We start from the raw sequence: 26,177 nt of genomic DNA on the forward strand, positions 1-26,177 counted from the left end.
GAACTACGCCGGCGCCATCAACCTCGCCGCACTACTCACATGGCTCCCGTGATCCGCCAGACACGTCCTAGTGCTGCGGCTGCCAACCTTGGTCCCGCTTGGTGACACACCGGCCGGCGTCCCTGGTTGAGGTCCTAAGTGGGTGGACCGTCGCGCTCGTCTGATCCTGTCTTCCCCGCAGGAGATGAGAGATGGTGCATCGCGTGCAGGTCCGGCCCATCAGTAACGACGAGGGCAACAAGTTGCTGCGCATCGTCCGCCGGTCCAGCGGTTCGGTGGTGACCTGGCGGCGGGCTCAGATGGTGTTGCTGTCGGCCCAGGGCATGGCCGTGCCGCAGATCGCCGAGGTGACGTTCACCAGCGCCGACCGTGTGCGAGACGTGATCCACAACTTCAACGCCGACGGCTTCGACTCGCTGAGACCGCGCTACGCCGGCGGCCGACCACCGAAGTTCACCCTGGCCCAGCGGCAGGAGATCAAGAGAGCCGCGCTGAGTCGGCCGACCGACCACGGGCTGCCGTTCTCCACCTGGAGCCTGTCGAAGCTGGCCGATTTCCTGGTCGCCGAGGGGGTGGTCGACGACATCTCCCACGAGGGCCTGCGCACGCTGCTGCGCGAGGAGGGCGTCTCCTTTCCAAGCCGTCAAGACCTGGAAGACCAGCACCGATCCTGACTACGAGGCCAAGAAGAACCGGGTGCTGGAGCTCTACGCGATCGCCGACGGACACCGCCAAGTCGGCCCCGGCGACCCGGCCGTGGTGATCTGCATGGACGAGTTCGGGCCGCTGAACCTCCAACCCCACCCGGCAAGCAGTGGGCCCCGGTCGCCGCCGGCAAGGGCGAGCCCGACGCCCCGCGGCGGCGCCGCCGGCGGGCCACCTACACCCGGCCGCATGGCGTGCGGCACCTGATCGCCGGCTACGACCTGTCCACGAACAAGCTCTACGGCCACGTCAAAGCCCGTAAGGGCCGCACGGAGTTCCTCGCCTTCTGCCGCTACCTCCGCTCGCTGCATCCGGCCGGCGTGCGGATCGCGATCGTGCTGGACAACTTCAGCCCGCACCCGTCCACCCGCACCGATCCCCGGGTCGGTCGGTGGGCCGCGGCGAACAACGTCGAGCTGGCCTACGTGCCGTTCTACGGCTCCTGGCTCAACCGGATCGAGGCCCAGTTCACCGCGCTGCGCTACTTCGCCCTCGACGGCACCGACCACGACTCCCACCGCGAGCAAGCAAGCATGATCCGCCGCTACATCGCCTGGCGAAACCGGCACGTCACCGATCCCAGGCTCCGCAAGGTCATCCGCCGAGCCGAGACCATCAACAGGGCGAAGGTTGCCTGACCCGGCACTAGCCGCCGATGGCGCTGCTGCTCCGGTACCTCCCCACGCCGTGGGGCGACACACGGGTCACCCACACGAGATGCTCGGCTGCACGCTGCAAGCCCTCTACGACGACTCGATCCTGGAGGGGGCGCAGCTGTCCGGCAGCCTCGCCGGCAGCACGGATGCACTGCGGTCCACCTTGGCGCTGCTCTCCCTCGAGCAGAAGTCCTGGGTCTGGTACGCGCTCCAGAAGCCGCACCGCCTGTCGCTGAACTACGAGGTCCGGGTCGTCAACGTGGACGCGGGAGTCGGCCAGCCCGTCGTCCCGGTGTCCACTCGCAGCCTGGTGCCGGCGGCCCATCCCGGGCCGTCGACCCCGGCCCCGGAGCCGGTCCCGTGACCACCGCGGGGGCGCGTCCTGTTCGCCGACGAGCGGCGGACCACGAGCAGCCCGGTGTGCCTCGTCTCGGTCGACGACTTCCGCCGCGCCGGACATCTGGGACGGGACGCGGTGGCGCCCAACGGAGGTGCGGCCTTGCCGGACTCCCGGCGACGCGATCGTCTACCCGGGGCTGAACCGCCGCACCTGGCCGTTCGACCCGCAGCCCCAGCTGTTCCGCTGCCGTCTCACCGCAGCCGGTCGGTATGCGCTCGGACTCGCTGAGGACGGCTCGTTCTCGGCCAACGCGGTCTGGGGTCGAGTTCCTCGCCTATCCCACGACGACGACCACCCGCCGAAGACACGGGTGGTCCGCGGCACTGCCCGCGACGCGAGCACCGGCCGGCCGGCGGGAACTGCCCTGGCGCAGGCGGGGGGCGCCACCGACCCGGACGAGTGGACTGGACCGAGCGTGCGCTCACCGGGCCGGACGGCGCCTTGCACTGGCCCTGTGCTGCCAGGGGCAGACGGAGCCCAAGGGCGAGGCATTCCACCTCACCGCCACCGGAAGCCCGGAGCGCACCGGGACCCGGACGACATCTGACTCGGCTCTGATGTCGATTCTCCGCGCCGGCTGACGCGGAGCTGATCGAGGCCTGAGAACGCCCGGTAAGAATCGCGGCAGTCGAAACTCTTGAGGACCTGGTGTCTAGCTCATGCAACCGAGAATCACTCTCCCGGAAACGCACGGCGATCGCCGTCGTCCGGCTGGTGGTGAATGGCTCCGGAAAGCTCACCCACGGCGAGGTGCTGAACGGCACGGGCCGGGTCGTGGCTCGGTTTCGCGCGTGGCCGGGACTCGTGCCGGCATTGCAGAGTTGGTTGGCGCGGCAAAGCGCGGGAAACGGCACGGTGGAAGCCGAGCGAATAGACCGGACGCAGGCCGGCAAGGAAAGTCGGCCGGACCAGGTGTGGAGCGCTGAGATGGCGGACTCCACCGTTGTCGATGACGTTCCGAGGATCTCCGTCCGGAGACAGCCGGAGGCGTTCGCGAAGCTGCCGCCCGTGCCGGTGGTCGAGCTGAACTCGGCCGCGATAGCACCACTGACGGAATGGCTGGAGCTCAGGCTCGGTCATTCGCTGTTGCGGCGCATCGGCCGCGACGCGCCCGGTGTGCCCGGCTGGTCGATCGCCCCGGTCGAGGCGCTCGACCTGCTGGCCCTCGACCCGCAGTCGAGGACCGAATCCGCGCTCGTCGATCGCCTGAACTCGGCCGACGACGCCCTCATCGTGACGCGCACCTCCCTGCCCGGCCCGCTGGCACGCGTCGCCGAGGTGTTCTCGCTCTCCGATCTCGAACTGCGGCTGCTCGGCCTGGTGCTGGCGCCTGAGCTGGACGGTCGATACGCGACCGTCATCGGTGTACTGCAGGACGACCTGACCCGCCGCCGGCCCGGCCTCACGCTGCTGGCTGAGCTGCTGGCGCAGAACGAGGTCGGCACCTGGGACCTCCGGCGCGCGATCCACGCCTCGAACTCGGTCAGCTCGCAGGGATTGTTCCAACCGGCCGGGGCGGAGGGCCTTCCGGTCGACGCGGGCGTCGCTCCCAGTCGGGCAATCGTCTCCCTCCTGCTCGCTTCGTCGATCGAACGCGCAGTCACCGAGTCGGAAGCCGTGCTGCGCCGTCCGTCCCCGGTCGAGGTCCCGTTGTCCGCCGAGGAGACCGAGCTGGCGCTGCAGCTCGAACGGTGCATCTCGACGTCGTCGGCCGCGATCCACCTCGTGGGCGGCGGGCCGTCGAAGGGATGGTTCGCCAGACTGGCCGCCTCGATCGGCCTTTCCCTCGTGACTGGGGACCTGGGACAGGTCGAGCCCGGCCCACAGCGGGTCACGGCCGTCAGCGACTGGGGAGTGCTCAGCCGTCTGGCCGGAAGCGGGCTGATGGTCCTGGGGAGCGACACACTGGACGCGGTCGAACGGAGCCGGGTGGGGGCACGGCTGGCGGACATTGCGCGAACGGCGCGGTTGGTGGCCACGGACGGGGAGCCTTCGGCCGACTGGTCATGGCAGGGATCCGCCCTGCAGATGCGCGCCCCGACCATCTCGACCGCCCAACGGGCCGCGTGGTGGAGGGGCGCAGCGGCGAAAGCCGGGCTTCCGCTCGGCGCCGACGACATCCGGCGGCTGGCCGCCACCGTCCCGATCGACCCGGAGCGCATCGACCGGAGCCTGGCCGCGGCCGTCCGGCACGGGCCCGACCCCGAAAGCTTGACCGTCGCCGTGGTGCAGCGCGCGGCCCGGGAGCTCTCGTCGACGCCACTTCCACAGGGCGTCCGACAGATCGTGCCCACCTACACGTGGAACGACATCGTGCTGTCCGGCCCGCGCAAGGAGCTGCTGCAGGCGATCCCCGTGCACGTTCTGCAGGCGGGTCGCGTGCTGGAGGAGTGGGGGTTCGCCAGCCGCATCCCCTACGGGCAGGGCGTGGCCGCCCTGTTCAGCGGCCCGAGCGGCACCGGAAAGACCATGGCGGCGCAGATCATCGCCGGTGCGCTCGGCGTTGAGCTCCTCCAGGTCGACCTTTCGAAGACGATCTCGAAGTACATCGGTGAGACCGAGAAGAACCTGGAGCGCATCTTCGAGGCGGCCGAGGCATCGGGAGCCGTCCTGCTCTTCGACGAGGCCGACGCGATCTTCGGCAAGCGGACCGAGATCAAAGACGCGCACGACCGGCACGCCAATGTCGAGGTGGCCTATCTGCTCCAGCGGATGGAGTCGTTCCGCGGTTTGGCAGTCCTCACCACCAACTTCAAGCAGAACATCGACAACGCCTTCGTGCGCCGGCTGCGTTTCGTCGTGGAGTTCGCCCTTCCCACCGCGGCCGAGCGGGAACGGATCTGGCGCAAGGCCTTCCCGAAGGACGCGCCGCTGGCTCGCAACGTCGACGTCTCGCAGATGGCGAACCGGCTGCAGCTCCCGGGCGGCAGCATCCAGAACATCGCCCTGCACGCGGCCTTCATCGCGGCCGGGGACGGCGGCCCAATCTCCGCGGCGCACCTCCTGGCCGCCACCCGCCGGGAGCTGATCAAGATCGGCATGCTGACCGCGGAACGCGGCCTCGACGAGCTGGCGGCGACGTCGTGAGCGGGTCATGAGCGCCGACGCCATCGCCCGCGTGACCGTGGCGCTGCAGAACCGGCTGGCGAGCGCCATCGCAAGCCCTGTGTACGTCGGTCCGCCCATCCCCGATGACGTCGGCGGGCACAAGGCCGCGCTCTTCCTGTTCCACGTCGTCCCCAACCAGGCGCTGCGCAACGAGCCGCACTACGTGGCGCGCTCCAGCGACCCCGCGGGTCCGCTCGTCGAAGCCCCGGCGCTGCCGCTCGACCTGCGGTTCCTCGTGTCCGTCTTTCGGACGGCGGGTTCGGGCGGGGGCGGCGTGAGCGACCCGGACGAGCTGCGCACGCTGGGCCTGATCGTCCGGGCCCTCCACGAGCATCCCTTCATCGACGGCAACCAGGTGCCTGACCAGCTCGTCCGGATCACGCCCGAGCCGTACCCGATGGAAGAGCTCAGCCGAGTGTGGGCGCTGTTCCCGCAGACGTCGTACCGGACGTCGATGGTCTACCTCCTCAGCCCGGTGTCGGTCGCCGTCCCGGCGCCACCCGCAGGCCCGCCGGTCCTCCAGCGCACCTCGCGCCAAGGCCCGCTCGTCGAGGGGGTGGCGCCATGACGACCCGCCCGCCGATCGCGTTCGAGCAGGGACGGACCGACGTCGTCACGGCCGTGCTGATCCCCGTGGACGGGGTGACCCGACGCCCGGTGCGCGGCGGCCTCGACGCGCAGCTCTGGGACCCGGTGCGACAGGCCGCCCGGCCCCGACGCCTGGTGCACAACCTCAGCGGCCATGTTGTGCTCCTGAACGAGCCCGCCGAGCAGGACCTGACGTTCCGAGTCGATCCCGCAGCCGCGGGCTACCGAGGCCCGCTGTTCGTCAGGTTCAACCCCGCAAGGGACGGAGTCAGCAAGGTCGTGGCCCTCGAGCCACGAGCGGACCGCGCGTTCGACGACGGCACGACGCTGGTGCGCGGGTCGGTCGTCCGGTCGGGCGGCGGCAGTCCCGCCCAGCCCCTCCCGGTCGAGGGACTCACCGTGACGGCGAGCCCGCCGGCCGGCTCCGCGGGCCACCAGTTCCCAGCCACCACCGACGAGCGGGGGGTCTTCGCGCTCGCCGTCGGCCTGAAGCTGGCCGCGACGGCCGAAGGCCCGGCCCCGATCCCGACGGTCCTGCGCTTCGAGAAGCCGGGCCTCCCGGTACGCGAGTTCACCCTCGCCCTCGACGAAGGGCGCGCCCATGTCTTGGCGACGGCCGTCGACCTCGACAGCGACGACCAGCCCCACTTCACCCACCAGGCCCGACCGTGACGAATTGGCGTACGACGAGGAGCGGAAGGAGCACGCAGCCGTGAGCGACGACGCAGCCACGGTCGCACCAGGCACGGAGAAGCCGGGTTACGGGGCCACGCCGCCCCCGCCACCCCCGACGGACCCACTGCAGGGTGCCATCGACGAGATCCGGACGAAGGCCGACGACGCGAAGGAGGCCAAGGTCAAGGCCGAGGGCGTGTCCGCCGCGCTCGACGGCCAACTGGCGGCCTTGCTGAGCCTGAAGAAGGACAGCGACAAGGCGAAGCAGGCCTACGAGGCGGCTCACGAGCAGCTGACGATCGATCAGCAAGCCTTCGAGGACTACGACGAGTCGGCGAAGGAGGAACTCGAGAAGCAGCTCAAGGACAAGGGGATCAAGGCCGTCAACGACCTGGTCGCCGCAAAGAAGAAGGCGGACACGGACCGCGCGAACGCGGTGGCCACGGCGAGGAAGAACCTGCAGGACGCCAAGGACGCCGCCGAGGCCGCCGAGCAGGACCGCAAGGCCAAGGCGGACGACCTGGCCCAGTACAAGCAGCTGGCCACCACGATCGGCGCCAAGCACGCGAAGCTGAAGGCCCTGCGCGACGAGACGACGAAGGCCCGCCAGGCGAGCCAGCCCGGCCTCGCCTACTGGCTGCTCACGCGCAAGACCGGTTTCGAGGCGCAACTGGAGGACGTCGGCGGCTGGCTCATCGAGCCGAGCGAGCTGCCAGACCGCTTGCTCGACGCCATCAACAAGCTCGCCGCGGCCGAGGCGACGAAGGCCGCGGCCGACGGCACCGTCGCCAAGCGCCAGGCCGAGCTGGCCGAGGCCGAACGGCAGAACGCGGACCAGACGGCCAACGCCGAGAAGAAGCTCCGCGACGACCTCGCCAAAATTCCCGCTGCCCCGGCCGCCGCGGCCGCCGCGGCCGCCCCGGCCGCCACGGCGCCCGAGAAGCCCGAGGAGTGACTCCCATGCCCGAGTACCTGTCGCCAGGGGTCTACATCGAGGAGATCGAGCGCGGGCCCAAGCCGATCGAAGGCGTGGCGACGAGCACCGCCGCCTTCCTCGGCGAAACCCAGCGGGGGCCGCAGGCCCCGACGCTGATCACCAGCTACAGCGAGTACCTGCGCCTGTTCGGCGACATCTTCGGCCCCGACAAGTACATGCCGTACGCGGTCAAAATGTTTTTCGACAACGGCGGCCGCCGCTGCTACGTCACTCGCATCGTGGGCGGCGGGGCCGAGACCGCCACTGTCACGCTTTCGGGGCTGAGGGTGACGGCGACCGGCCCCGGGAACGACTACAACAAGGTCTGGGTCCGCATCAGGGAGGGGAGCACGAAGGACAAGGCTGGCAACCCGGTCGGGTTCCGCCTGACTGTCTACTACTGGGCCAATGCGCAGGACGTGCCCGCCGACGAGGGATCGATCGACACCGGCAAGCCGGCGACAATCGTCGAGGACTTCAACGACCTGAGCCCCGATCCAGCCTCTACCTCCCACGTCGAGAAGCGGGTCAACAACGGCAACTCGGCGCTGGTGAACGTCGTTCCGGAGGACCCCGCGGCGGTGCCGACGATGCCCGCGCCGGCCGCCGCGCAGCTGCCGGCCGTGAACGACGGCAATCCGGTCACCGCGGCTGACTACGAGGTCGACAACCCGGATCCGGGCAAGCGCGCGGGCCTGGCGGCGCTGGACCTGGACGCGTTCCGGGCGGTGGCGATCGTGCACGCCCCCGGCGCCCCCTACGAGGCCGCCAAGAAGGTCGTCACCCACTGCGAGAACAACCGGTTCCGGTTCGCCGTCGTCGATGCCGAGCGCGGCCACGCCAACACCTCCCTCATCGACGCCCGCAGGGACGTGGACGACACCCAGTACGGCGCGTTCTACTACCCCTGGATCTGGATCAGCGACCCGCGCAGCGGGGTACGGACGCTGGTGCCGCCCGGCGGCGCGACCTGCGGCATCTACGCGCTCACCGACAACAACCGAGGGGTCTTCAAGGCGCCCGCCAACGAGACGGTTGCAGGCGCCCTCGGTCTCGAATACGACGTCAACCAGCGCGTCCAGGACACGCTGAATCCCGCCGGGGTCAACGTGATTCGGCGTTTCCCGGGCCGGGGCATCCGGGTGTGGGGGGCGCGGACACTTTCCAGTGACCCGCTGTGGAAGTACGTCAACGTCCGGCGGCTGTTCATCTTCCTCGAGGCGTCGATCTACAACTCGACTCAGTGGGTGGTGTTCGAGCCCAACGACCAGCGGCTGTGGGCCCGAGTCAAGCAGACGGTCACGCTGTTCCTGCGGACCCAGTGGCGCGAGGGAGCGCTGCTCGGCGCCAAGGAGGAGGAGGCATTCACCGTCGCCGTGGGCCGGGAAACGATGACGGAGGACGACATCCTCAACGGTCGCCTGATCATCGAGATCGGCGTCGCGCCCGTGCGACCGGCCGAGTTCGTGGTCTTCCGGATCTTCCAGAAGACCCAGGAGGCGAAGTCATGATCCCCGTCATTCCACCGAGGAAGAAGGCCTGACCGATGGCCCGTCAAGACCCACTCCGCAAATTCCGCTTCCGGCTGGAGATCGACGGTATCGAGCAGGCGGCGTTCTCTGAGGTGACGATCGGCGACCTAGCGAGCGACCCGATCGACTACCGGGAAGGCGATGAGATCCCGACCGTCCGAAAGCTCAGCGGTCTGACGAAGTACGCCAACGTCACGTTGAAGTGGGGCATCACCGACTCGGTCGAGCTTGCCGAATGGCACCAGCAGATCGTCGGGGGCGCCACTCTGCTCACCGACATCCGCAAGACCGTGGTCATCCGAATCCAGGACGAGGCGGGCACCGACAAGGCGGCCTTCGAGGTCACCCGGGCCTGGCCGTGCAAGTACGACCCGAGCGACCTCAACGCGACCGGGAACGAAGTCGCCATCGACTCCCTCGAGCTCTGCAACGAGGGCATCCGGCGAATTCAGTAAACGGACTCAGTAGCGAGGAGCTGCCATGTTCGCGACCGAGATCGACTTCACCCTGCCGAAGGGCTATCTCGACCCGGACGGGGTGTTGCACACCGAGGGTGTGATGCGGCTGGCGACGGCCGCGGACGAGATCCTGCCCCTCAAAGACCCACGCGTGCAGCAGAACCCGGCCTACCTGACGATCATTGTGCTGGCCCGCGTGATCACCCGCCTCGGTGCGGTGCGCGACGTCAACACCAAGGTGGTCGAAGGGCTGTTCGCCAGCGATCTGAACTATCTGCAGAAGCTGTACGAACAGCTCAACCTCGAGGATCTCGATGCGGTCGAGCCCGCCGTCGACCACCCTTCTTCGCCGGGTTTCCAGATCGTGGGAAACCCATGAGGGCTTATCCCGTCGACGAGCTCTTCGAGGAGATGGCCTTCATCGCCTACCACTTCCACTGGGCGCGGACCGAGCTGATGGCGTTGGAGCACGGCGAGCGGCGCCGGTGGTGCGAGGAGATCTCCGCGATCAACCGGCAGCTCTCCGGGTCCCCGAGCAATCCCTTCGAGATCGCCTGAGGAGGTGACACATGGCTCGACCCGATCCCTATCGGGCGTTTCGCTTCATCGTCGAATTCGACGGCACCGAGGCGGGCGGATTCCAGTCGGTTTCCGGCATCGATCGCCAGACCACGGTCGAGCCTTATCACGAAGGCGGCGTCAACGAGTTCGAGCACCAGTTCGTCGTCAAGACCACCTATCCGCCGCTGGTCCTGAAGCGCGGACTCGTCGACGCCATGCTGTGGGACTGGCACCAGGACGTCATCGCGGGCACGGTCGTGCGGCGGACGATCTCGGTGGTCCTGTTGGACGACGCCCGCGACGAGGTTTGGCGCTGGATCTGTGAGAACGCCTACCCCACCAAGTGGACCGGCGGCGAACTCGACGCGCTGTCCGCGGCCGTGGCCACGGAGGCGGTCGAGTTCGCCCATCGCGGAATCACTCGGCAGGCATGATGATCGGCCGCCTCCCCGTCCGGCCCCTGCCCATGGGCAGGCACTCCGCCCCCAGCCGCACGCTGGAGGTGCGGTACCCGGCGCCCCGGTTCGGTCATCGACCGCTCTCCCTGGTGTTCCGCCGACCCCCGACCGCGCAGGCCCCGCCGCGGCCCTCCGCCGGGCCGCCCATCGAGGTGTCGGTGCACTTCGCCGTCCTGCTCCACTGGGCCGACCGGCTGCGGCTGATCGTGCAACAGGCCGTGGCGCCTGCGCCGCTGCCGCCGATTGCGCCGCGCCTGCTGACCCGCGGGCCCGTCGAGCCTGCAGCGCGGACGACTGCACCGCGGCCGGATCCGCCGGGCAGCCTCCTCGCCTGGCCACGCCCCGCCCCGATGGAGGGCGCGCCGGGCGTCGCTGGGGCAGCCGCCGCGATGGACCGAACGGTGATCCGGCTCGTCCGCATCCTCGAACACGTGCTGCGCCGGGCTTCGATCGCTCCCGTCGCCGCACGCGTGCCGGCTCTGCCGCCCGCGCTCGCCCCGATGCGGTGGTATATCGAAAAGCCGGCGGCGGTGGCGCCGCTGACCGTCGGCCGGGCCGGGCCATGGCAGGCGCGGCCAAGAGGGACGGGCCGGCCGCAACCGATGCGCCCGGAACGCGTCGCCGGACCGCCGCTCGTCCGGGCCTCCGCCGCGCCTGCCGCCTCGGCCACGGCGCCGCCGGTCCGCGGTCAGCGGGCAGCCACCGACCTCAGGCCGGAACCGGCCCGCCGCCCCGACACCGCACGTCGTCGGCCGGGCCGCCCGCGGCCCGCCGCCGATGTCGCCGGGACGCCGGGTCGGGCGCCGCGCCGCCCGACCGGGTTCCGACCAGCGTGGTCTGGCGCGCAGCCGCGGATGACCCCAACTGCCGGGCCGATCGGGCTGATCGGGTCCGGTGCGGCGGCGGAGCACGGGGTGCAGGCCGGGGCGATTCGCCGCCTGCCGACGCCGCAGGCCGGGCCGGAGCCGCATCCGACGACGTCCGAGCCGCGTCCCCTGGCTAGGCGGACCTTGCTGCACCGACATCCAGGTGCGCCCGACCCGCTCGCCGGCGCACGTCGGACGGGCCGCACGGGCGCGCCATCCGTCCACGACGGGATCAGTGCGTGGGCGACCCGGCCGGCCGCACGGATCCACCGGAGGACCCCAGAGGCTCCGGCCGGTCCGAGGCCCGGTTCGGTCGTGCCGGACGTGCCGGCCGGGCGGCCTGCGCCCAGCTCCCCACCGTTCGACCTCGACCAGCTCGACCGGGATCTGTGGCGGCGGTTCGAGAAGCGGATCCGGGTGGAACAGCAACGGCGCGGGCGGGGGTGATCGGGAATGGCTCAGGAGTTGGCGAAGGCGACCATCGTCCCGTTGGATGGCGGCGCCGCCCGAACGGCTTTCGAAGTGTTGTTCAACCCGACCGAGTACAGCGTCGAGTACTCCGCGGCTTTCGCCGAGACCGCGCTGCCCGGCCTCAACAACCCCATCATCCAGTTCGTCAACGGCAACGCCCAGGTGCTGACCATGGACCTGCTGTTCGACACCTTCACCAACCACGGCAGCAAAGACGTCAGCACGGTGACCAAGCCGTTCATCGACATGGTGTTGATCGACGGGGAGTTGCACGCCCCGCCGCGGGTCGAGTTCCGCTGGGGCGAGTTCGTGTTCACAGCCGTGGTGGAAAAGATCACCCAGCGGTTCACGATGTTCCGTTCCGACGGCATCCCGGTTCGGGCCACCCTCTCCGTCACCTTCAAGCAGTACCAGACTCTCGCCGACCAGCTCATCAATCCCCGGCGCAACTCGGCGGACAAGACGAAGCGCCGCGTCTTCGAGGCGCACGACAGCATCTGGCTGCTCGCCGCGCGCGAATACGGGCAGCCCCGTTACTGGCGGCTGATCGCCACCGAGAACGACATCGACGATCCCCGGCGTATCGAGCCCGGGCGGGTGTTGGTACTGCCGCCGATCGACCGGGACGAGCAGAGGGAGGCCGCCGATGCGGATCGCGGAGCTTGAGCCGAACCTCGGCGCCTTCTACGTACCCGCCTTCGTCATCAAGGTCAGCGGCGAGGACGTGCTGCGCGATTTGTGCCTGGCGGTCTCGCAGGTCAGCGTCGACCTCAAGGAGAAGGCGGCGGGCCGCTTCTCGTTCACCATCGAGAGCGCGTTCGACTGGAAAGCGGGCGAGTTCCTGGCCACCCGGAAAAAGGAGCGGATCGACCTGCTCGAGCTGTTCGCGTTCGGGAAGAAGGTCGAGATCGCGGTGGGCTACGGGGGTCCGGCGGAGCTGGCCACGCCGATGCTGACCGGCGTCGTCACCGAGATCAGCACCGACTTCCAGGCCGGGGGGAGCCCCGCGCTGTCGATCAGCGGCTTCGACGACCTCTACCCGCTGACCATCGGCAGGAGCTCCCGGGACTGGGAGAACAAGCCCGACAGCTTCGCGGTGAACGACCTCGTGGAGCCTCTGGTGACCGCCGACGTCCGCCCGACCACCCCGGTCAAGCTGCGCATCGACCAGAACAACGAGAGCGACATGGCGTTCGTCGGCAAGCTCGCCGAGCGGAACGGGGCCACGTTCTACTACCGCGACCGGACGTTCTACTTCGGCCCCCGCCAGAGCGCCAAGAGCGAGGTCGTCGAGCTGCTGTGGGGCCAGGGCCTGCTCGGGTTCAGCCCGGAAGCGAACCTGTCGCGCCAGATCACCGAGGTTCAGGTGCACGGCCGGTCGGCGAACAAGGGCGAGGTGATCGTCGGCAAAGCCAAGCGCGGCGACGAGTCGGGGCGCGAGCCGGGGACCAAGAGCGGTGGGCAGCGCCTCGTCCCGCTGGCGGCCGATCCGGTGCTGCACATGCGCGCCGCCGTCCGCACCCAGGCCGAGGCCGACGCCCGGGCCAAGGCGGTGCTGGACGACCGGGCCCAGGATTTCGTGACCGGCAGCGGCGAATCGATCGGCGTTCCCTCGATCGTGCCGGACACGACCATCGGCTTGCGCGGGCTCGGGCGGGCGTTCAGCAGGGACTACCTCGTGGCGGAGGCCACCCACAAGCTCGACCACGGGGGTTACCGCACGAGGTTCACCGTTGCGAGGGCGTCGATCTGATGGACGCGACACTGTGGCAACCGGCCGCCGAGTCCGAACGGCAGTCCGACGGCTTCCTCGCAGGCCTCGCCGTCGGCGTGGTCACCGACAACCAGGACCCGGATGACCTGGCGCGCGTGCGGGTGCAGCTGCCGTGGCACATCGGCACCGACACAAGCTACTGGGCCCGCTCGGCCATGCCGCTCGCCGGCGACGACCGCGGCACCTACTTCGTCCCCGAGATCGGCGACGAGGTACTGGTCGGGGCCGAGGACGGGGACCCCTCGCACCTGTACGTGCTCGGCATGCTGTGGAACGGCAAGCAGAAGCCCCCGGTGCAGGGCGACGCCGGAAAGAACAACACTCGGCTGATCAAGAGCCGGTCGGGGCACACCGTCCGCTTCAACGACGACCCGGCGAAACCCGAGGTCGAGGTGGCGCTGGCCGACGGCAAGCGGATCCTGCTCGACAAGGACACGGTCGTCATCGACGACGCGAACCGCAACGTCATCACGTTCACCGCGACCTCGGGAACGATCCAGATCAGCGCCGCGCAGAAGCTCAGCCTGACCGCGCCCACGGTCGCGATCGAGGCCACGACATCGCTGAACGTCAAGTCGTCGGGAACGCTCGCGCTCAGCGGCTCCCTCGTCCAGATCAACTGAGGAGACACGATGGGGCAGCCAGCCGCCCGGGTCGGTGACATCACCAGCCACGGCACCCCGCTCAGCCTCGGCCCGGGGTGCCCGACCGTGTTGATCGGGGGCAAGCCAGCGTGGCGCGCGGGCGGCGACGCCCACGTCTGCCCGCTGTTCGACGGGCCGAAGGCGCACGTCGGCGGCGTGCTCGCGGTCGGGAGCGCCACCGTGCTCATCGGCGGCCTGCCCGCCGCGCGCCAGGGCGACCAGGTCGTCGAGGTGGGCGCGCCCAACAAGATCGCGGTTGGCCTGCCCACCGTGCTGATCGGCTAGCCATGACCGTCAGCGACGACCGACTGGGCCGCGAATTCCTCGGGGTCGGCTGGGCGTTCCCGCCCCGCATCGACTCCGCAACGGGCCTGCCCGCGCGGGTGTCCTACGAGGAGGACATCCGGCAGTCGATCCTGATCATCCTCACCACGGCCAAGGGCGAGCGGGTGATGCGGCCCGACTTCGGCTGCGGCATCCACGACCTCGTGTTCGCGGCGGTCTCCGCCCAGGTCGTCGCGCAGATCGAGGCGACGGTACGCGACGCGCTGCGCACCTACGAGGCCCGCATCGAGGTCCGCGCGGTGACGGTCGGCACCGCCAACCTGGCGCGAGGCTTCCTCGAAGTGGTCATCGATTACGAGGTCCGGGCGACCAACCAGCCCGGCAACTTCGTGTACCCGTTCTACTTCCGGGAGTCGGCGAGCCGATGACCACCTATCGGACCCTCCTCGCGGCAGGCGCCCACCCGACGGTCGATCCCCGTCGGGCCGCGGCGCTGCGGACCTATCTGCGTCGTCTGGCGTCGTCGCTCACGCCGTCCTGGAGGCCGACCGAAGAACGCGACGATTTCGGCTGGGCCCTGCTCGCGATCGCCGCCCGGCTCGGCGAGGAGACGACCCGGCGGCTGGACCAGACGCCCGAACGGGACGCGATCGCGTTCTTCGACTTCCTCGGGCTGCCGCCGATGCCACCGCGCGCCGCCACCGGTGTGCTGGCCATGGCGCTGGCCGAGGGCGCGCTCCTTCCCGTGGTCGCGCCGGTCCGCACGCAGGTCGAGGTGACCGCGGGGGACGACGACGTGCCGTTCGAGACGCTCCACAAGCTGCGGATCGTGCCGGGCCGGATCGCCGAACTGGTCGCCGTCGATCCCGCCACCGATCACATCGAGCTGGCTCCGGCGCAGGTCACCGCGCTGGAACGACCCGCGCCGACCCTGGCGGGCTACTCGGTGGTGGCCGCCGCGGCCGCGGGCAGCGCGACCCTGCAGCTCAGCCCCACGGTCGGGCTGGCTCCCGAGGACGTCCTGCGCATCGGGACGGCGGCGTACCGGATCTCGACGGTCGACAAGAGCTCCGGCATCGTGACCCTCCACGACGAGCTGGAGGCCCCGGTCGCCCCCGACACGACCGTGACCAGGATCGCGACGTTCACGTCGTTCACCCTGCGGGACCAGCAGGGGCACGCCTTCTACGTCGGGCACTCCACGCTGTTCGACCTGAAGCAGCGCGCCACGATCTCGCTCGTCGTCAGGCCGCCGCACCTGGCCCGAGAGCTGGCCCGGCTCGACGTCGACTACGCGATGTGGGGCACGAAGGAGGGCGCGTCCGCGCCCGACTGGCATCCGCTGGTGCTGCTCGGCACCACCGACGGCACCCTCGAGCTCCGCAAGCCGGACGCGGGCACCGTCGAGGAGGTCGCGGTCGACGGCCGCAAGAGCCGCTGGCTGCGCGCCCAGCTCCCCGGCCCGGTGAGCCGGCTGCGCAGCCTCAGCTCGCCCGTGGCGCAGATCCAGGTCAGCGTCGCCTCCGCTGAGCCTTCCGAGCCTGGGCCGACCGCGCCGGCTCCGGCCACGGCCGAAGGCAGCGGCACCATCGCTCAGGCCTTCTACAACGGCACCCCGCTCTCCACGGCGCGCCGGTTCTTCCCGTTCGGCCCCGAGCCGCTGCGGTTCGACACGTTCGCCCTCGCCGCGCCCGAGGCGCTGTCCAAGAAGGGCGCCACCGCCACGGTGGACATCAGGATGGTGGACTCTTCGCTGGCCACATTTGACATCGTCACCGTGGCCGCCGCGGCGACCGTTCGCGGCTACGGCGTCGGCCTCAATGGTGATCTCCAGGCGCTGACGTTCCGCTCCGACGGCGGCCTGCGCTGGAACGCGCTGCCCGCGATCAGCGGCGACGGGCGGCGGATTCTCCTGGCGGGCGCCACCGCGCTCGAGACCGCGACGACGGGCACCGACCTGGTGGTCGCCGTCGACCGCACAGCGAAGGTGTGGGCGGCCACGATCAAGCGGACCGACGCGCAGCCGGCGCCGACGGTCGATGTGGCGTGGAAGGAGCTGCCTGACCTCGAGGCGTCGGCCGACACGGCACTGACGACCACCAACGGTCGGCCGCCTGGTCCGGTCCTCGCGCCTGCGCCGTCCGCGTCCGAGTTGTCGGCGGTCCTGTTCGGCGTGGCAGGCGGCAAGCTGCACGCGCTGAAGATCCCCAAGACCGCCCCGCCGGTCGGCGGCGTCTGGCAGGAGGTGGCGGGCGGCGCGGGGCCGACACTGGATGGGGCCTGGCGGCTCACCCCGGTGCAGGGCCCGGACTGGCCCGGGCGTCCGGAAAAGGTCGAGCTGGTGGCGCTCGCCCCGGACGGCGCCTTGTGGCTGGGCGGGGTCAGCAAGGTCGAGACGACGGCGGACCCGCCGACCGTGACGTGGAACCAGCTGGACGGCGCGGCTCCCGCGGCCGACGACATCGCGCCCGCCGCCACCCGGTTCCGGCCCCCTGGCGGGGGCGCAGATCGGCTCTGGATCGCCTACGCGCGGCGCGGCGACGCTGAGGCGAAGCCGCCGACACCACCGACGCTCCAGGGCCTGCTCCGTGTCGGGGAAGGCACACCGTCGCCCCACAACGGCCCGCCGGGTTCGGTGCTGGCGACGCGGACCGCGCTGCACGCCAACCCGGGCGTGTACAGCACCGACGATCGCCCCGTCACGGTCGGCCTCGGCGCGAACGGCGCGCTCGTCTGGCGGGTCCCTGACACGATCGACGCCACCCCGCCACCCCCGCGCGAGACGCCGACCGGGCGGCCGCTCCTGCTGCCCGGCGGAACCCCCCGCCCGCCCGAGGTGGTGCTCGGCGGGACCGAGGAGCGCCTCTTCCGCGCCGCGCTCGTACCGTTGATCGTCGTCGACTACGCGCTGCACAACGTCGTCACGCCGGACAGCAAGGACGCCCCGCATTGGGTCGAGATCGGCGACCCGCCCACCGCCTTGGTCAAGCTCGACGCGGTGAACCGTCAGTTCGTGCAGGGGACCTTGCGCGTCTACCGGGTCGACGTCCCGCTCGAGGTCGGCGCATCGCTCACCTTCCTGCAGCGCGTCAAGTCGTCCAAGGGGGACTTCACGGGCACGGTCGACCCGGCCGACCGGACCCTCGTGACGCTCGACACCGCCGACACGGTCACCAAGGTAGGCGCGCGATTGATCATCGACGAGGTCAGCTACCGGGTGGACGGCATGACCGCTGCCACCCCGCCGGTCGCCACCCTGTCCACTGCGGTGCTCGGGAACGCAGCCACTGTCGTCTACGAGCCCACCCGACCCATACAGTCGCTGGCGGGTGCCACGGTGCGCGCCACCGACGTAGCCACGTTGGCCGAGCTCACCACGACGGCCGCCAGGGTCTCCGCGCTCCGGTTCCGGCCGCCTGCCGACCCCGTCCGCCAAGAGCCGAGCTTGCAGGGGCACAGGGCGGACGGGGGGCCGCTGCGCGTGCTCGTGGCGGAGGCCTGGAAAACCCAACCGCCACTGCAGGGGTTGGTCCAGGTCCTGGGCGTGCGCACCGATCTCCTCGAATGGACGGAGAGCGCGCTCGAGCGCGGCTACCAGAACCCCGAGCTGTCCTGGGAGTACTACGACGGGGAAGGCTGGCGGCGCATCGCGACCGGCTTCGTCGACGGCACCGTCAACCTGTCCCGCAGCGGATGCGTCCAGTTCGAGGTGCCCGACGATCTCGCGACGACCGACGTCGGCGGCAAGACCGACTACTGGATCCGGGCCCGGCTCATCGGCGGGGACTACGGCCGCCCGAGCTATGTCGTGGTGACCGACGGCAAGAAGCAGACGGTGACCATTGACACCGCCGACATGCACCCGCCCGAGATCCTGTCGACCGAGGCAAGCTTCGTGCTGGACAAAGAGCTGGACCCGGAGGTCCTGCTCGTCGAGAACAACCTCGACGTCCGCGACCAGACCCAGGCTGCGGTGGTGCCCGAGGCCCGGTTCGACCTCTTCCAGGGCGCGGTGGCCCTGTACGACGCCGACGACGCCGATCGCGCGGTGTACGTCGGGCTCACCGGTCCGATCGGCCGCGGGTCGCTGTCCCTGCTCGTCGACGCCACCGACCAGGACGGCACCGGAACGCTCACCGTGGACCTCCGCACCGCCGACGGCTGGCGGGCGGTCGGCGTGGACGACCGCACCGCGGCCCTTCGCCGCCGCGGGATGCTCACCCTGACGCTCGAAGTCGACCCGGTCACGGTCCGGCTGTTCGGGACCGAGCGGGTCTGGCTGCGGTGCCGTCCCGCTCCGGCGGAGGCCGCGACCTGGGCGCCCAAGGTGCGGGGGCTCTTCCTCAACGCCGTCGAGATCAGCCAGGCGCGCACCGTCCAGAACGAGGTCCTCGGCTCCAGCCTGGGCGAGCCGGCCCTCACCGTCGTGCTCGCCGAGGCGCCGGTGCTGCCCGACACCGTCCGGATCCGGGTGCGCGAGCGGTTGAGCGACGAGGAGCGGGCCGCCCTCGAAGCCGCGCAGAAGACTGCGGGCGAGCCGGGTCGCGAACCGCCGGACCCCGTGGTGGTCACGGGGATCGAACAGGTCCCGGGGGCGTGGGTGCTGTGGCGGCGCGTGGACAGCCTGATCGGGCAGAGCGCCGACGCCCGGGTCTACGTGCTCGACCCCGGCTCGGGCCGGGTGACATTCGGCGACGGTCGCCACGGCAAGATCCCGCCCGCCGGGCGGGACTGCATCCGGGCGTTCGCCTACCAGCAGGGCGGCGGCGAGGCGGGCAACGTGGCGGCCTGGTCGGAGGCCAAGGTGACCTCGGCGGTGGAAGGCGTCGACACGGTCGTCCTGCCGGTCGACGCCGCGGGCGGATTCGGCGCCGCGGGCGCCGCGTCGGAGGTCGCCGCGGCCGTCCGTGCGTCCCTGCTCGCCACGGCGCCCGACCTGCTCCGCCACGCGGGCCAGGGGCTCAGCCCCGCGGACATCGAGGCGTTGGCCGTCGCGTCCGCCACCGACGTCGTCCGCGCCCGGTGCGCCCGTCCGACCGGCCCGCGCACGCCGATCACCGTCACGCTCTCGGTGCGCGACGGTGATCGGCGACGTCCGGTGCCGACGCTGGCCCGGCGCGACGCCGTCGCCGCGTTCCTGCGCGACGTCGGTTGGGGTGCGTTGGGCGAGCACGGGATCGACGTCACGGCGCCGACCTACGTCGGGGTGGCGGTGCGCGTCGACCTCGTCGCCGCGCGGGGGTTCATCGCCGACGTCGAGGATGCGGCGAAGGCGATCCTCACCACGCTGTTCCATCCCGTCGACGGCGGTCCGGACGGCACCGGCTGGCCGTTCGGCCGCACCCCGACCGACAGCGACGTGCTGCGTGCGCTGCACGGGATCGCCGGGCTCGACCGGGTGTCGGCGATCGCGCTCACCCCGATCGGCGCCAGCGTCCACGTGCCCGACGACGGCCAGGTGACCGCCGAGCCCATCGACATCACGGTGGTCGTGACCACGCTGGAGGGGCAGCCGTGAGCGACATCGTCCCCCGCATCGACACCATCGAGTTCGACGAGCTGGTCGAGCAGGCCCGTGGTGACATCCCCCGCTACGCCCCGCACTGGACCGACCACAACCTCCACGACCCCGGCATGACGCTGATCGACCTGCTGGCGTGGATCGTCGACCAGCAGGTCTTCCGCGCGGGTTTCGTCGGCGGGCGCCACCGCACGGCGTTCGCCGCGCTCCTCGGGCGGCAGGCCACGGGCCCGACGCCCGCCCGGGGCCTGATCTGGCCCGACCGCCCGGTCCGGGAGGGACGGTTCGTGGCGGTCGGATCCGACGTGGTCTGCCAGCAGCACGTCGACCTGGACTTCGCCCTCGCCTGGGACAACCCCACCGGCGACATCGGGGCGGGCTCGCTCTACTTCCCACCGGTGCGCCTCGTCGGCGTCGGCCGCACGCTCGACGGCGTCGCGCTCGCCGCGCCCTCGGCGTCGGGCGGCGGCGGCTCGTGGACGCTCGGCGCGAGTGGCCGGCTGGCGAACACCGCGGTGTCGCTGCAGTTCGACGGGCCGCTGGGCGCCACGGGCCCGGCCCAGGTCGCCCTCGGCATCGACGTGGCGCCGCCGCCGGGCCCCGCGCCCGCGCCGGGCGACCGGGAGTGGGGTCCGGTGACCTTCACCTACCGGGCAGGCACGGACCGGTGGGTCGAGCTCGACGTCGTGCACGAAGGCACGGCGGGCCTGGCCGTCACGGGCGTCGTCGTCCTCACGGTGCCGCCGACCGGAGGCGCGACCGGCAGTTCCGAGCTCCGGCTCGAGTTCGCGCGCGGGTTCTTCCCCGTCGCCCCGCAGATCCGGGCGGTGGACGTCAATGTGCTCCCGATCGTGCAGCGCCGCCGGGAGGCGCCCGCGAAGCTCGGTGACGGCAACGGCCAGCCCGACCAGGAGTTCGCGCTCGACACCACCGATCTCGTGCCGCCGCCGTCACGGCCGCGCGGTCCGGACCTGGAGATCCGGGTTGGAGGGGAGACCTGGCAGCAGCAGACCGACTTCGCCCGGTCGGGCCCCGACGACCCGCACTACGTCCGCTACCCCGATCACGTGCTGTTCGGCAACGGGGTGAACGGCCGACGCCCCGGCCGGGACATGCCGATCGTCGTGACCGAGCTGGCCCGCACCCGGGGGGTGGCGGGCAACCTCCGCCACGGCCTGCCGTGGTCAGTGCCCGCGCTCGGGCCGGGCACCTACGGGCAGAACCGCCAGTCGCTCGCGGGCGGTGCGGACCGCACAACCGCCGACGATCTGGTTCTCGCGGCCCGCGAAGCCGCCGTCGGGCGCGCGGCGCTCCTGACCGACGCCGAGCTGGCGGCGGCGGCCCGCGGGTTGACCGGGATGGCTGTCGGCCGCGCCGAGGTCGTCGCCCGCTTCGACCGCAGGCTGGGCGACCGCCGCATCGACGGGGTGCGCACCCTCGTCGTCCTTCCCCAGCAGCCTGCGTGGACCGATGACGGCAGCCCGCCGGACGTCGAGACGCCGTCGCAGGCCTACCTCGACGAGGTGGCCACCCGGCTCGCGCCCCGGCGGGTGCTGGGCGAGCGGCTCGTGGTGCAGGGCCCGGTCGTCGTGGCCGTCGACGTGGCGATCACGGCCACCGTCGAGGCCGGGGCGGTGCTCGCCGACGTCGAGCGCGCTGTCCGTCGGGCGGTCCACCGCAGGCTCGCGGCGGTGGCGGGCGCCGACGCGGACCCACCGTGGCCCCTGGGCCGGGACCTCGCCGCGATGGACCTGACGGCCGTCGCCGCCACCGTCCCCGGGGTGCGCGACGTCCTGACCGTGCGGATCGGCCGGGCGGGCGGCCCGCTCGGTACGGACCCGATCCCGGCGCCGCCCGACGGGCTCGTCGTGGCCGGGCGCGTCGACGTGGACGCGACGGGAGGTGCCCGATGACCGTCGTCGAGGAACGGATGTACCGGTTCGAGCGGGCCGAGCAGTGGGCCGCAGGCGCGCGGCGCGGCCTGGAGCTGCGCGGCGACCGGCTGGTCGTGCCGGACCGGCTGGGCCTCGTACCGATCCCGGGCCGCGCCGAGGGCGACGTGCTGCCCGCCGTCGACGGCTGCGGCGTCCTGTGGTGGCTGCGGCCTGCGTCCCGGCAACTCGTCCGCCGACCGCTGCCGGGCACCCGCGGCCCGGTCGAGTGCGGAACCCTCGACGGCCCCGGCCGCGCCCGCCGGTTGCTCTGCGGGCGGGGGGTCGTCTGGGTCCTCGGTGACCGGCGCCTCGACCGCTACGCCGCCGCCACGCTGCAGGGCCTCACCCCGGTCGATCCCGTCGAGGGCTGGCGCGCGAGCGACGCGGCCGAGGACGGCGCCGACGGGGTGTGGCTGGTCGAGGTCGACACGGTGGGGGAGTGGCGGCTGCGGCACGTCGACTGCTGGGGACGGACCTGCAGGCCACCGATCGCTGTTCCCGACGCCCACGGCGACGCGCCCGTCCTCGCCGCGACCGGCGACGGCGCGTGGATCGTGGTCCTCGACCCGGCAGCACCTGCTGTCGGCTACGTGGTCGAATCCGCCACCGGCGAGGTCCGGCCCGTTGCGCTCGACCTCGCCGGACCGACGCTGATGACCACCGCGCGCGGCACCCGGATCCACCTCCTCGGCGCCGCTGCCGCAGGCCGCGCTGTCTACCAGGTGCTGAACCTGGCGGGCGGTGTCGAGGACCACCAGGAGCTCGACCTGCCGCTCGGCGGGCCGACGGCACTCGTCGGCGGCCCGGCGGGGCTCGTCGTGGCCTGCGAGCGCGGCCTGGCTGACCTCACAACCCGACCGGGCGGCGCGGGCGAGCGCACGTCGACGTTCATCACCCCGGCGCTGGTGTCGCCGCTAGGCCCGCGCTGGGGCTGGAGCCGGGCCGAGATCGACGTGGCGTTGCCCGCGGGCACGGCGATGGACGTCACCTTCGCGGCGGCCGATGAGGAGTGGCTCGCCGTCCGCACCGCAAGCCTGCTGGCGGGGCCGCTGCCCGCCGACCTCGTCGACCGGCTGGAGACGCTGCTGCCCTGGCGGGACGATCGGGCCATCACCTACCGCGGCGACGCGGGCAGCGGGGAGGTCGAGCGGCTCGCAGGGCTGCTCGACGGGGTGCCGGAGACCACGCTGTGGGTGCGCGTGCGCCTGCGCACCCCGCCCGGCCGCACCCCGCCGGAGTTGGTCGCGCTCCGGGTCCGCTACCCCGACGTGTCCTATCTCGACCACCTGCCCGCCGTCTACCGTGACGACGAGCTGGCGGCCGCGGAACTGCGCCGGATCCTGGCCCCGTACGAGGTGGTCTTCGACGGCCTCGACGAGCGGCTGGCCCTCGTCGCGGCGGCCGTCGACCCGGCAACCGTCGGCGACGACCGCACCGACTACCTGCTGAGCTGGCTGGGGTTCCCGCCGCTCGGCGATCTCGCGCCCGGGCGGCGGTGGGCGCTCGTCGACCACGCCGCGAAGCTGCTCGAGCTGCGGGGCACGCGCCTGGGCCTTGAGCTGCTGCTCGAGCTCGTGACCGAGGGGCGAGCCACCGTGACCGACAGCGCTGACGAGCCCGCCGCCTGGTTCCTCGGGGCGGGCGCGGGCGCCTCCGTCGGCGCGGCGCCCGCCCGCCTGGGCGTCGACACGATCAGCCTGGGGCAGCGGCCCCCCGCTGCGCGGGCGGGAACGATGGTCGTCGGCTGGACGCCGCTGGGGCGGGGCTGTCCGGACCCGGAGCTCGTGCTGGCCGAGCGGGCCGCCACGGTGACAGTCACCGTGGAGGTTGACCGGGCGCAGCAACGGAAACTGCAGCCGGTGATCGAGCGGCTGGTGCCCGCGTTCGTCCCCGCCCACTGCCGGCTGAACGTCCGCTACACCGCCGCCGACGCCGCCGACCGCAGCAGGCGACTGGACATCGACTTCCAGCTGGACGCGGCGGCGCTGCACAGCGCCGTGCACTGGCGCCTCGGCGCCACGACCCGGCTCGGCGCGTGGACCCTGCCCGCACCGCCCCGCCGCCCCGTCGTCCTCGACCACGGCGTCCCGCCGCGTGGCCGCCAGCGACTGCACTAGCGACGAAGGAGCGATCGATGTCCACGACGAACCCGGCAGAGCGCAGCGTGTGGTCGGCACGACCCAGCTTCCGGCCCAGGCAGATGCTCACCGCCCACCAGCTCAACGCGGGTCTGGCCGACGAGGTCCTCCGGGAACGGCTACTCAACCGGGCCGTGCACGGCTACGGCGTGGTCGTCGGGCTCGGGCTGGTCGTCGACGAAGCCGGCAACCTGGTCGTCGAGCGCGGGTGCGTCGAGCTGACAGGCGGGCTCGCCCTGGACCGCCACGGCCGCATGCTCTACTGGAAGGGCGGGCACCTCGGTCCGTCCGACATCGTCGGCGGGCCCCCGACCGCCGCGGGGCGCTACACCCTCACCGCCCACTTCGCCAGCCACCCGCCGGAGGCCGACGGCTGCTTCCCGTTCGCGGGCGAGCGGGCCCAGTGGTGCAAGGAGGGCGTGGTCTTCAGCCTGCGACCGGAGTGCGACCCGGTCGACCGACGCTGCGCGGTCCACCCGGACGGCGCATGCATCGGCCACGACGCCTACATGTGCCGCCGGACCGGAGCCCGCCCCGGCCCCGATCCCTCGAACGTCCCGGTGAGCCCCGACGTCGGCTGGGTGCTCGCCAAACCGGGGGAGCTGTGCGCCACGGGCCTCGACGGTTGGTGGTACGACCCCGACCCCGAAGTCGGCGTCCCGATCGCCTGCGTGGCGATGCGCGACCTGGCCGAGCCGGGATGTGAACCGCGCTACGGGTTCGCGGCAGAACAGCAGGACGTCTGCGCGGTGCGGCCCATCGTCTACCGCAACCCGCTGCTGTACGAGCTGGTGGAAGGCTGCGACGTGCGGCTGCCGCGGGTGCAGGAGATCTCGTGGCAGGACTGGATCGCCCGCGGCTGGCGGGAACGGATCCCGTGGGCCGAGTTCGCCGAGCGGATCGCCGCGGGGTTGGAGATCCGGTTCACCCAACCCATCCAGATTCCGACGATCCACCATGCCAGCATCTTCGTTACGGTCGTCCGCGAGGACGAGGACACCGGTTACTGGATGAGCCGCAGACTGCCGACGCGGTTGGCCCCGATCGACGAGGAGCAGGGGACGGTGCGAGGCGTCCGGCTGGAGCTGGACCGCGACTGGCTGCAGGACGAGGTGAAGTTGCGCCGGTCGTGGCTCAACGGTGGGAGCCGGTTCGAGGTGACGATCCGGGGCCAGCTGTTGCGCGACGCCTGCGGACGCATGCTGGACGCCCGTCCCCTCGACATCGCACCCGGCGAGCGCGGTCACGAGCGGCCCGGCGGTGACTTCGTCTCGGCGTTCCGCGTCGCCGAGCGCCCACGCATCGACTACGGCGTCAACGCCGGCGTCGACCCCGGCACCGCGGACAGCTCCGCGGACTGACCGCGCCACGACCCGAGGGAGACGGCCATGACGACCACCGAGCGCACCCACGCGCTTCCCGAGACGACGAAGCCGACCACCATCGAGGCTGTCACTTTCCGTGACGGCATGATCGTCACCGCGGACGACCTGGACGCGGCCATGCGGTACCCGACCAGCCTGCTGCTCACCGTGTTCCGGGCCTTCTTCGGGTGCGGTGTCGTCTGCGGCCTGGAGTTGCGGCTGAAGCAGCCGACCGGCGGAGGCTGGGTGCTGTGCATCGACCGCGGGGTGGCCGTCGACGGCCACGGCCATCCCATCGAGCTGTGCGCCGCCGTGGAGCTCGACCTGAGCCCCGAGGCGTGCGCCTGCGAGCCGCCGCCGGACAAGGTCGGCATCGCTGTGCGGCGCATCACCTCCGACCAGGCGCCGCACGACGCCTGCACGTGTGACCTCGATGAGCCCCGGTTCGACTGCCGCCGGGTCCGCGACCACGTCGTGGTGAAGGCGTTCACCGAGCCGGAACTCGAGGCGCTGGGCGACCGGATCTGCCGTCGGACAGCGGACGACAAGACCCCGGTTTGCACCGTTCTGACCGCCTGCTCGCCGGACGCCTGTGGGGAGAGTTGGATCCTGCTGGGCTGCGTGACTCTCGACAAAGACAAGGGCGGCATCGTCGGCCCGCCGGACACCAGCGGCCGGAAGTGGGTGAAGCCGGTCGAGGCCCTCTGCGGGGGCCTTGTCGACCGACTTGTCGACGGCATCACGTCGCTGGAGAACACGGCGACCGACCTTTCCAAGCTGTCGGATCGGGTCGCCGCCCTCGAGAAGCAGCAGCCTCCGGTGAACCCGTAGCAGACCGCGATGGCTCCGACTGCTGCGTCTCTGGTCCACCAGGCGGCCCCGGAACGCCGCCCGACCGCGGCCGCGGGCACGCCGCGGCGACCGACCCGGGTGGCGCCCGCTGACCTGCAGCGTCGCCTGGGTAACCGCGGCGTGGCGACTCTGCTGCGTCGCGACGCGGCCGGTGGCGCACCGTCGACCTCTGGTGCGATCTCGGCGACGACGACGCCCGCGGGTGGACGGC

Annotated in this window: 24 protein-coding genes; all 24 read left to right on the forward strand. The window is 71.7% G+C overall.

What is annotated here, in order from left to right:
• Positions 1-191 precede the first annotated feature (191 nt).
• The 24 genes from HK417_RS21415 (at position 192) to HK417_RS21530 (ending at position 25,945) form a co-directional block, all read left to right on the forward strand.
• The gene (locus HK417_RS21415) at positions 192-674 is read left to right on the forward strand and encodes a helix-turn-helix domain-containing protein (protein ID WP_222271490.1); all 483 of its coding nucleotides are present in this window, start codon (positions 192-194) and stop codon (positions 672-674) included.
• A gap of 22 nt (positions 675-696) precedes the next feature.
• Positions 697-912, forward strand: a complete 216-nt coding sequence (locus HK417_RS21420; RefSeq protein WP_222271499.1) for a hypothetical protein — start codon at positions 697-699, stop codon at positions 910-912.
• On the forward strand, positions 900-1,343 hold the full coding sequence (locus HK417_RS21425) for a transposase (protein WP_222271509.1): 444 nt from the start codon (positions 900-902) through the stop codon (positions 1,341-1,343). The genes HK417_RS21420 and HK417_RS21425 overlap by 13 nt, the downstream gene beginning before the upstream one ends.
• A gap of 79 nt (positions 1,344-1,422) precedes the next feature.
• Positions 1,423-1,725, forward strand: coding sequence for a Pvc16 family protein (locus HK417_RS21430; RefSeq protein WP_222271511.1), 303 nt, complete (start codon positions 1,423-1,425; stop codon positions 1,723-1,725).
• A gap of 786 nt (positions 1,726-2,511) precedes the next feature.
• Complete coding sequence (locus HK417_RS21435) at positions 2,512-4,848, forward strand: ATP-binding protein (protein WP_222271513.1); 2,337 nt, start codon at positions 2,512-2,514, stop codon at positions 4,846-4,848.
• Positions 4,849-4,855: 7 nt separating this feature from the next.
• Positions 4,856-5,437, forward strand: coding sequence for a DUF4255 domain-containing protein (locus tag HK417_RS21440; protein WP_222271515.1), 582 nt, complete (start codon positions 4,856-4,858; stop codon positions 5,435-5,437).
• The gene (locus tag HK417_RS21445; RefSeq protein ID WP_222271517.1) at positions 5,434-6,129 is read left to right on the forward strand and encodes a hypothetical protein; all 696 of its coding nucleotides are present in this window, start codon (positions 5,434-5,436) and stop codon (positions 6,127-6,129) included. Before HK417_RS21440 ends, HK417_RS21445 begins: the two co-directional genes overlap by 4 nt.
• 40 nt (positions 6,130-6,169) lie before the next feature.
• Positions 6,170-7,087 carry a hypothetical protein gene (locus HK417_RS21450; RefSeq protein WP_222271518.1) on the forward strand — a complete coding sequence of 306 codons (918 nt, stop codon included), beginning with the start codon at positions 6,170-6,172 and terminating at the stop codon, positions 7,085-7,087.
• A 5-nt stretch (positions 7,088-7,092) separates the two neighbouring features.
• The gene (locus HK417_RS21455) at positions 7,093-8,619 is read left to right on the forward strand and encodes a phage tail sheath family protein (protein WP_222271520.1); all 1,527 of its coding nucleotides are present in this window, start codon (positions 7,093-7,095) and stop codon (positions 8,617-8,619) included.
• Between the two features lie 35 nt (positions 8,620-8,654).
• Positions 8,655-9,095 (forward strand): phage tail protein, encoded by a 441-nt coding sequence (locus HK417_RS21460; protein ID WP_222271522.1) that lies wholly within the window; start codon positions 8,655-8,657, stop codon positions 9,093-9,095.
• A gap of 25 nt (positions 9,096-9,120) precedes the next feature.
• Positions 9,121-9,477, forward strand: coding sequence for a hypothetical protein (locus HK417_RS21465; protein WP_222271525.1), 357 nt, complete (start codon positions 9,121-9,123; stop codon positions 9,475-9,477).
• Complete coding sequence (locus tag HK417_RS21470; protein ID WP_222271527.1) at positions 9,474-9,656, forward strand: DUF6760 family protein; 183 nt, start codon at positions 9,474-9,476, stop codon at positions 9,654-9,656. Before HK417_RS21465 ends, HK417_RS21470 begins: the two co-directional genes overlap by 4 nt.
• Positions 9,657-9,667: 11 nt before the next feature.
• Positions 9,668-10,093: a phage tail protein gene (locus HK417_RS21475; RefSeq protein WP_222271530.1), complete on the forward strand. Its 426-nt coding sequence runs from the start codon at positions 9,668-9,670 to the stop codon at positions 10,091-10,093.
• 182 nt (positions 10,094-10,275) lie between these two features.
• Positions 10,276-11,430, forward strand: coding sequence for a hypothetical protein (locus HK417_RS21480; protein WP_222271531.1), 1,155 nt, complete (start codon positions 10,276-10,278; stop codon positions 11,428-11,430).
• A gap of 6 nt (positions 11,431-11,436) precedes the next feature.
• Positions 11,437-12,120 carry a CIS tube protein gene (locus HK417_RS21485; RefSeq protein WP_222271533.1) on the forward strand — a complete coding sequence of 228 codons (684 nt, stop codon included), beginning with the start codon at positions 11,437-11,439 and terminating at the stop codon, positions 12,118-12,120.
• Positions 12,101-13,207 carry a phage late control D family protein gene (locus HK417_RS21490; protein WP_222271540.1) on the forward strand — a complete coding sequence of 369 codons (1,107 nt, stop codon included), beginning with the start codon at positions 12,101-12,103 and terminating at the stop codon, positions 13,205-13,207. The genes HK417_RS21485 and HK417_RS21490 overlap by 20 nt, the downstream gene beginning before the upstream one ends.
• Complete coding sequence (locus tag HK417_RS21495) at positions 13,207-13,851, forward strand: phage baseplate assembly protein V (RefSeq protein WP_222271549.1); 645 nt, start codon at positions 13,207-13,209, stop codon at positions 13,849-13,851. The genes HK417_RS21490 and HK417_RS21495 overlap by 1 nt, the downstream gene beginning before the upstream one ends.
• Before the next feature lie 9 nt (positions 13,852-13,860).
• Positions 13,861-14,157, forward strand: coding sequence for a PAAR domain-containing protein (locus HK417_RS21500; protein ID WP_222271558.1), 297 nt, complete (start codon positions 13,861-13,863; stop codon positions 14,155-14,157).
• Positions 14,158-14,159: 2 nt separating this feature from the next.
• Positions 14,160-14,585 carry a GPW/gp25 family protein gene (locus HK417_RS21505; protein WP_222271559.1) on the forward strand — a complete coding sequence of 142 codons (426 nt, stop codon included), beginning with the start codon at positions 14,160-14,162 and terminating at the stop codon, positions 14,583-14,585.
• Positions 14,582-19,675 carry a hypothetical protein gene (locus HK417_RS21510; RefSeq protein WP_222271562.1) on the forward strand — a complete coding sequence of 1,698 codons (5,094 nt, stop codon included), beginning with the start codon at positions 14,582-14,584 and terminating at the stop codon, positions 19,673-19,675. Before HK417_RS21505 ends, HK417_RS21510 begins: the two co-directional genes overlap by 4 nt.
• Positions 19,672-21,591 (forward strand): baseplate J/gp47 family protein, encoded by a 1,920-nt coding sequence (locus HK417_RS26630; protein ID WP_222271564.1) that lies wholly within the window; start codon positions 19,672-19,674, stop codon positions 21,589-21,591. Before HK417_RS21510 ends, HK417_RS26630 begins: the two co-directional genes overlap by 4 nt.
• Positions 21,588-23,729 carry a hypothetical protein gene (locus tag HK417_RS21520; RefSeq protein WP_222271566.1) on the forward strand — a complete coding sequence of 714 codons (2,142 nt, stop codon included), beginning with the start codon at positions 21,588-21,590 and terminating at the stop codon, positions 23,727-23,729. The genes HK417_RS26630 and HK417_RS21520 overlap by 4 nt, the downstream gene beginning before the upstream one ends.
• Positions 23,730-23,746: 17 nt before the next feature.
• Positions 23,747-25,111 (forward strand): hypothetical protein, encoded by a 1,365-nt coding sequence (locus HK417_RS21525; RefSeq protein ID WP_222271568.1) that lies wholly within the window; start codon positions 23,747-23,749, stop codon positions 25,109-25,111.
• 27 nt (positions 25,112-25,138) lie between these two features.
• Entirely contained in the window at positions 25,139-25,945 is an 807-nt protein-coding gene (locus tag HK417_RS21530) for a hypothetical protein (RefSeq protein ID WP_222271570.1), read from the forward strand.
• The last annotated feature ends 232 nt before the right edge of the window (positions 25,946-26,177 follow it).

Source organism: Modestobacter marinus (assembly GCF_019799945.1).
GTDB lineage: Bacteria > Actinomycetota > Actinomycetes > Mycobacteriales > Geodermatophilaceae > Modestobacter > Modestobacter marinus_B.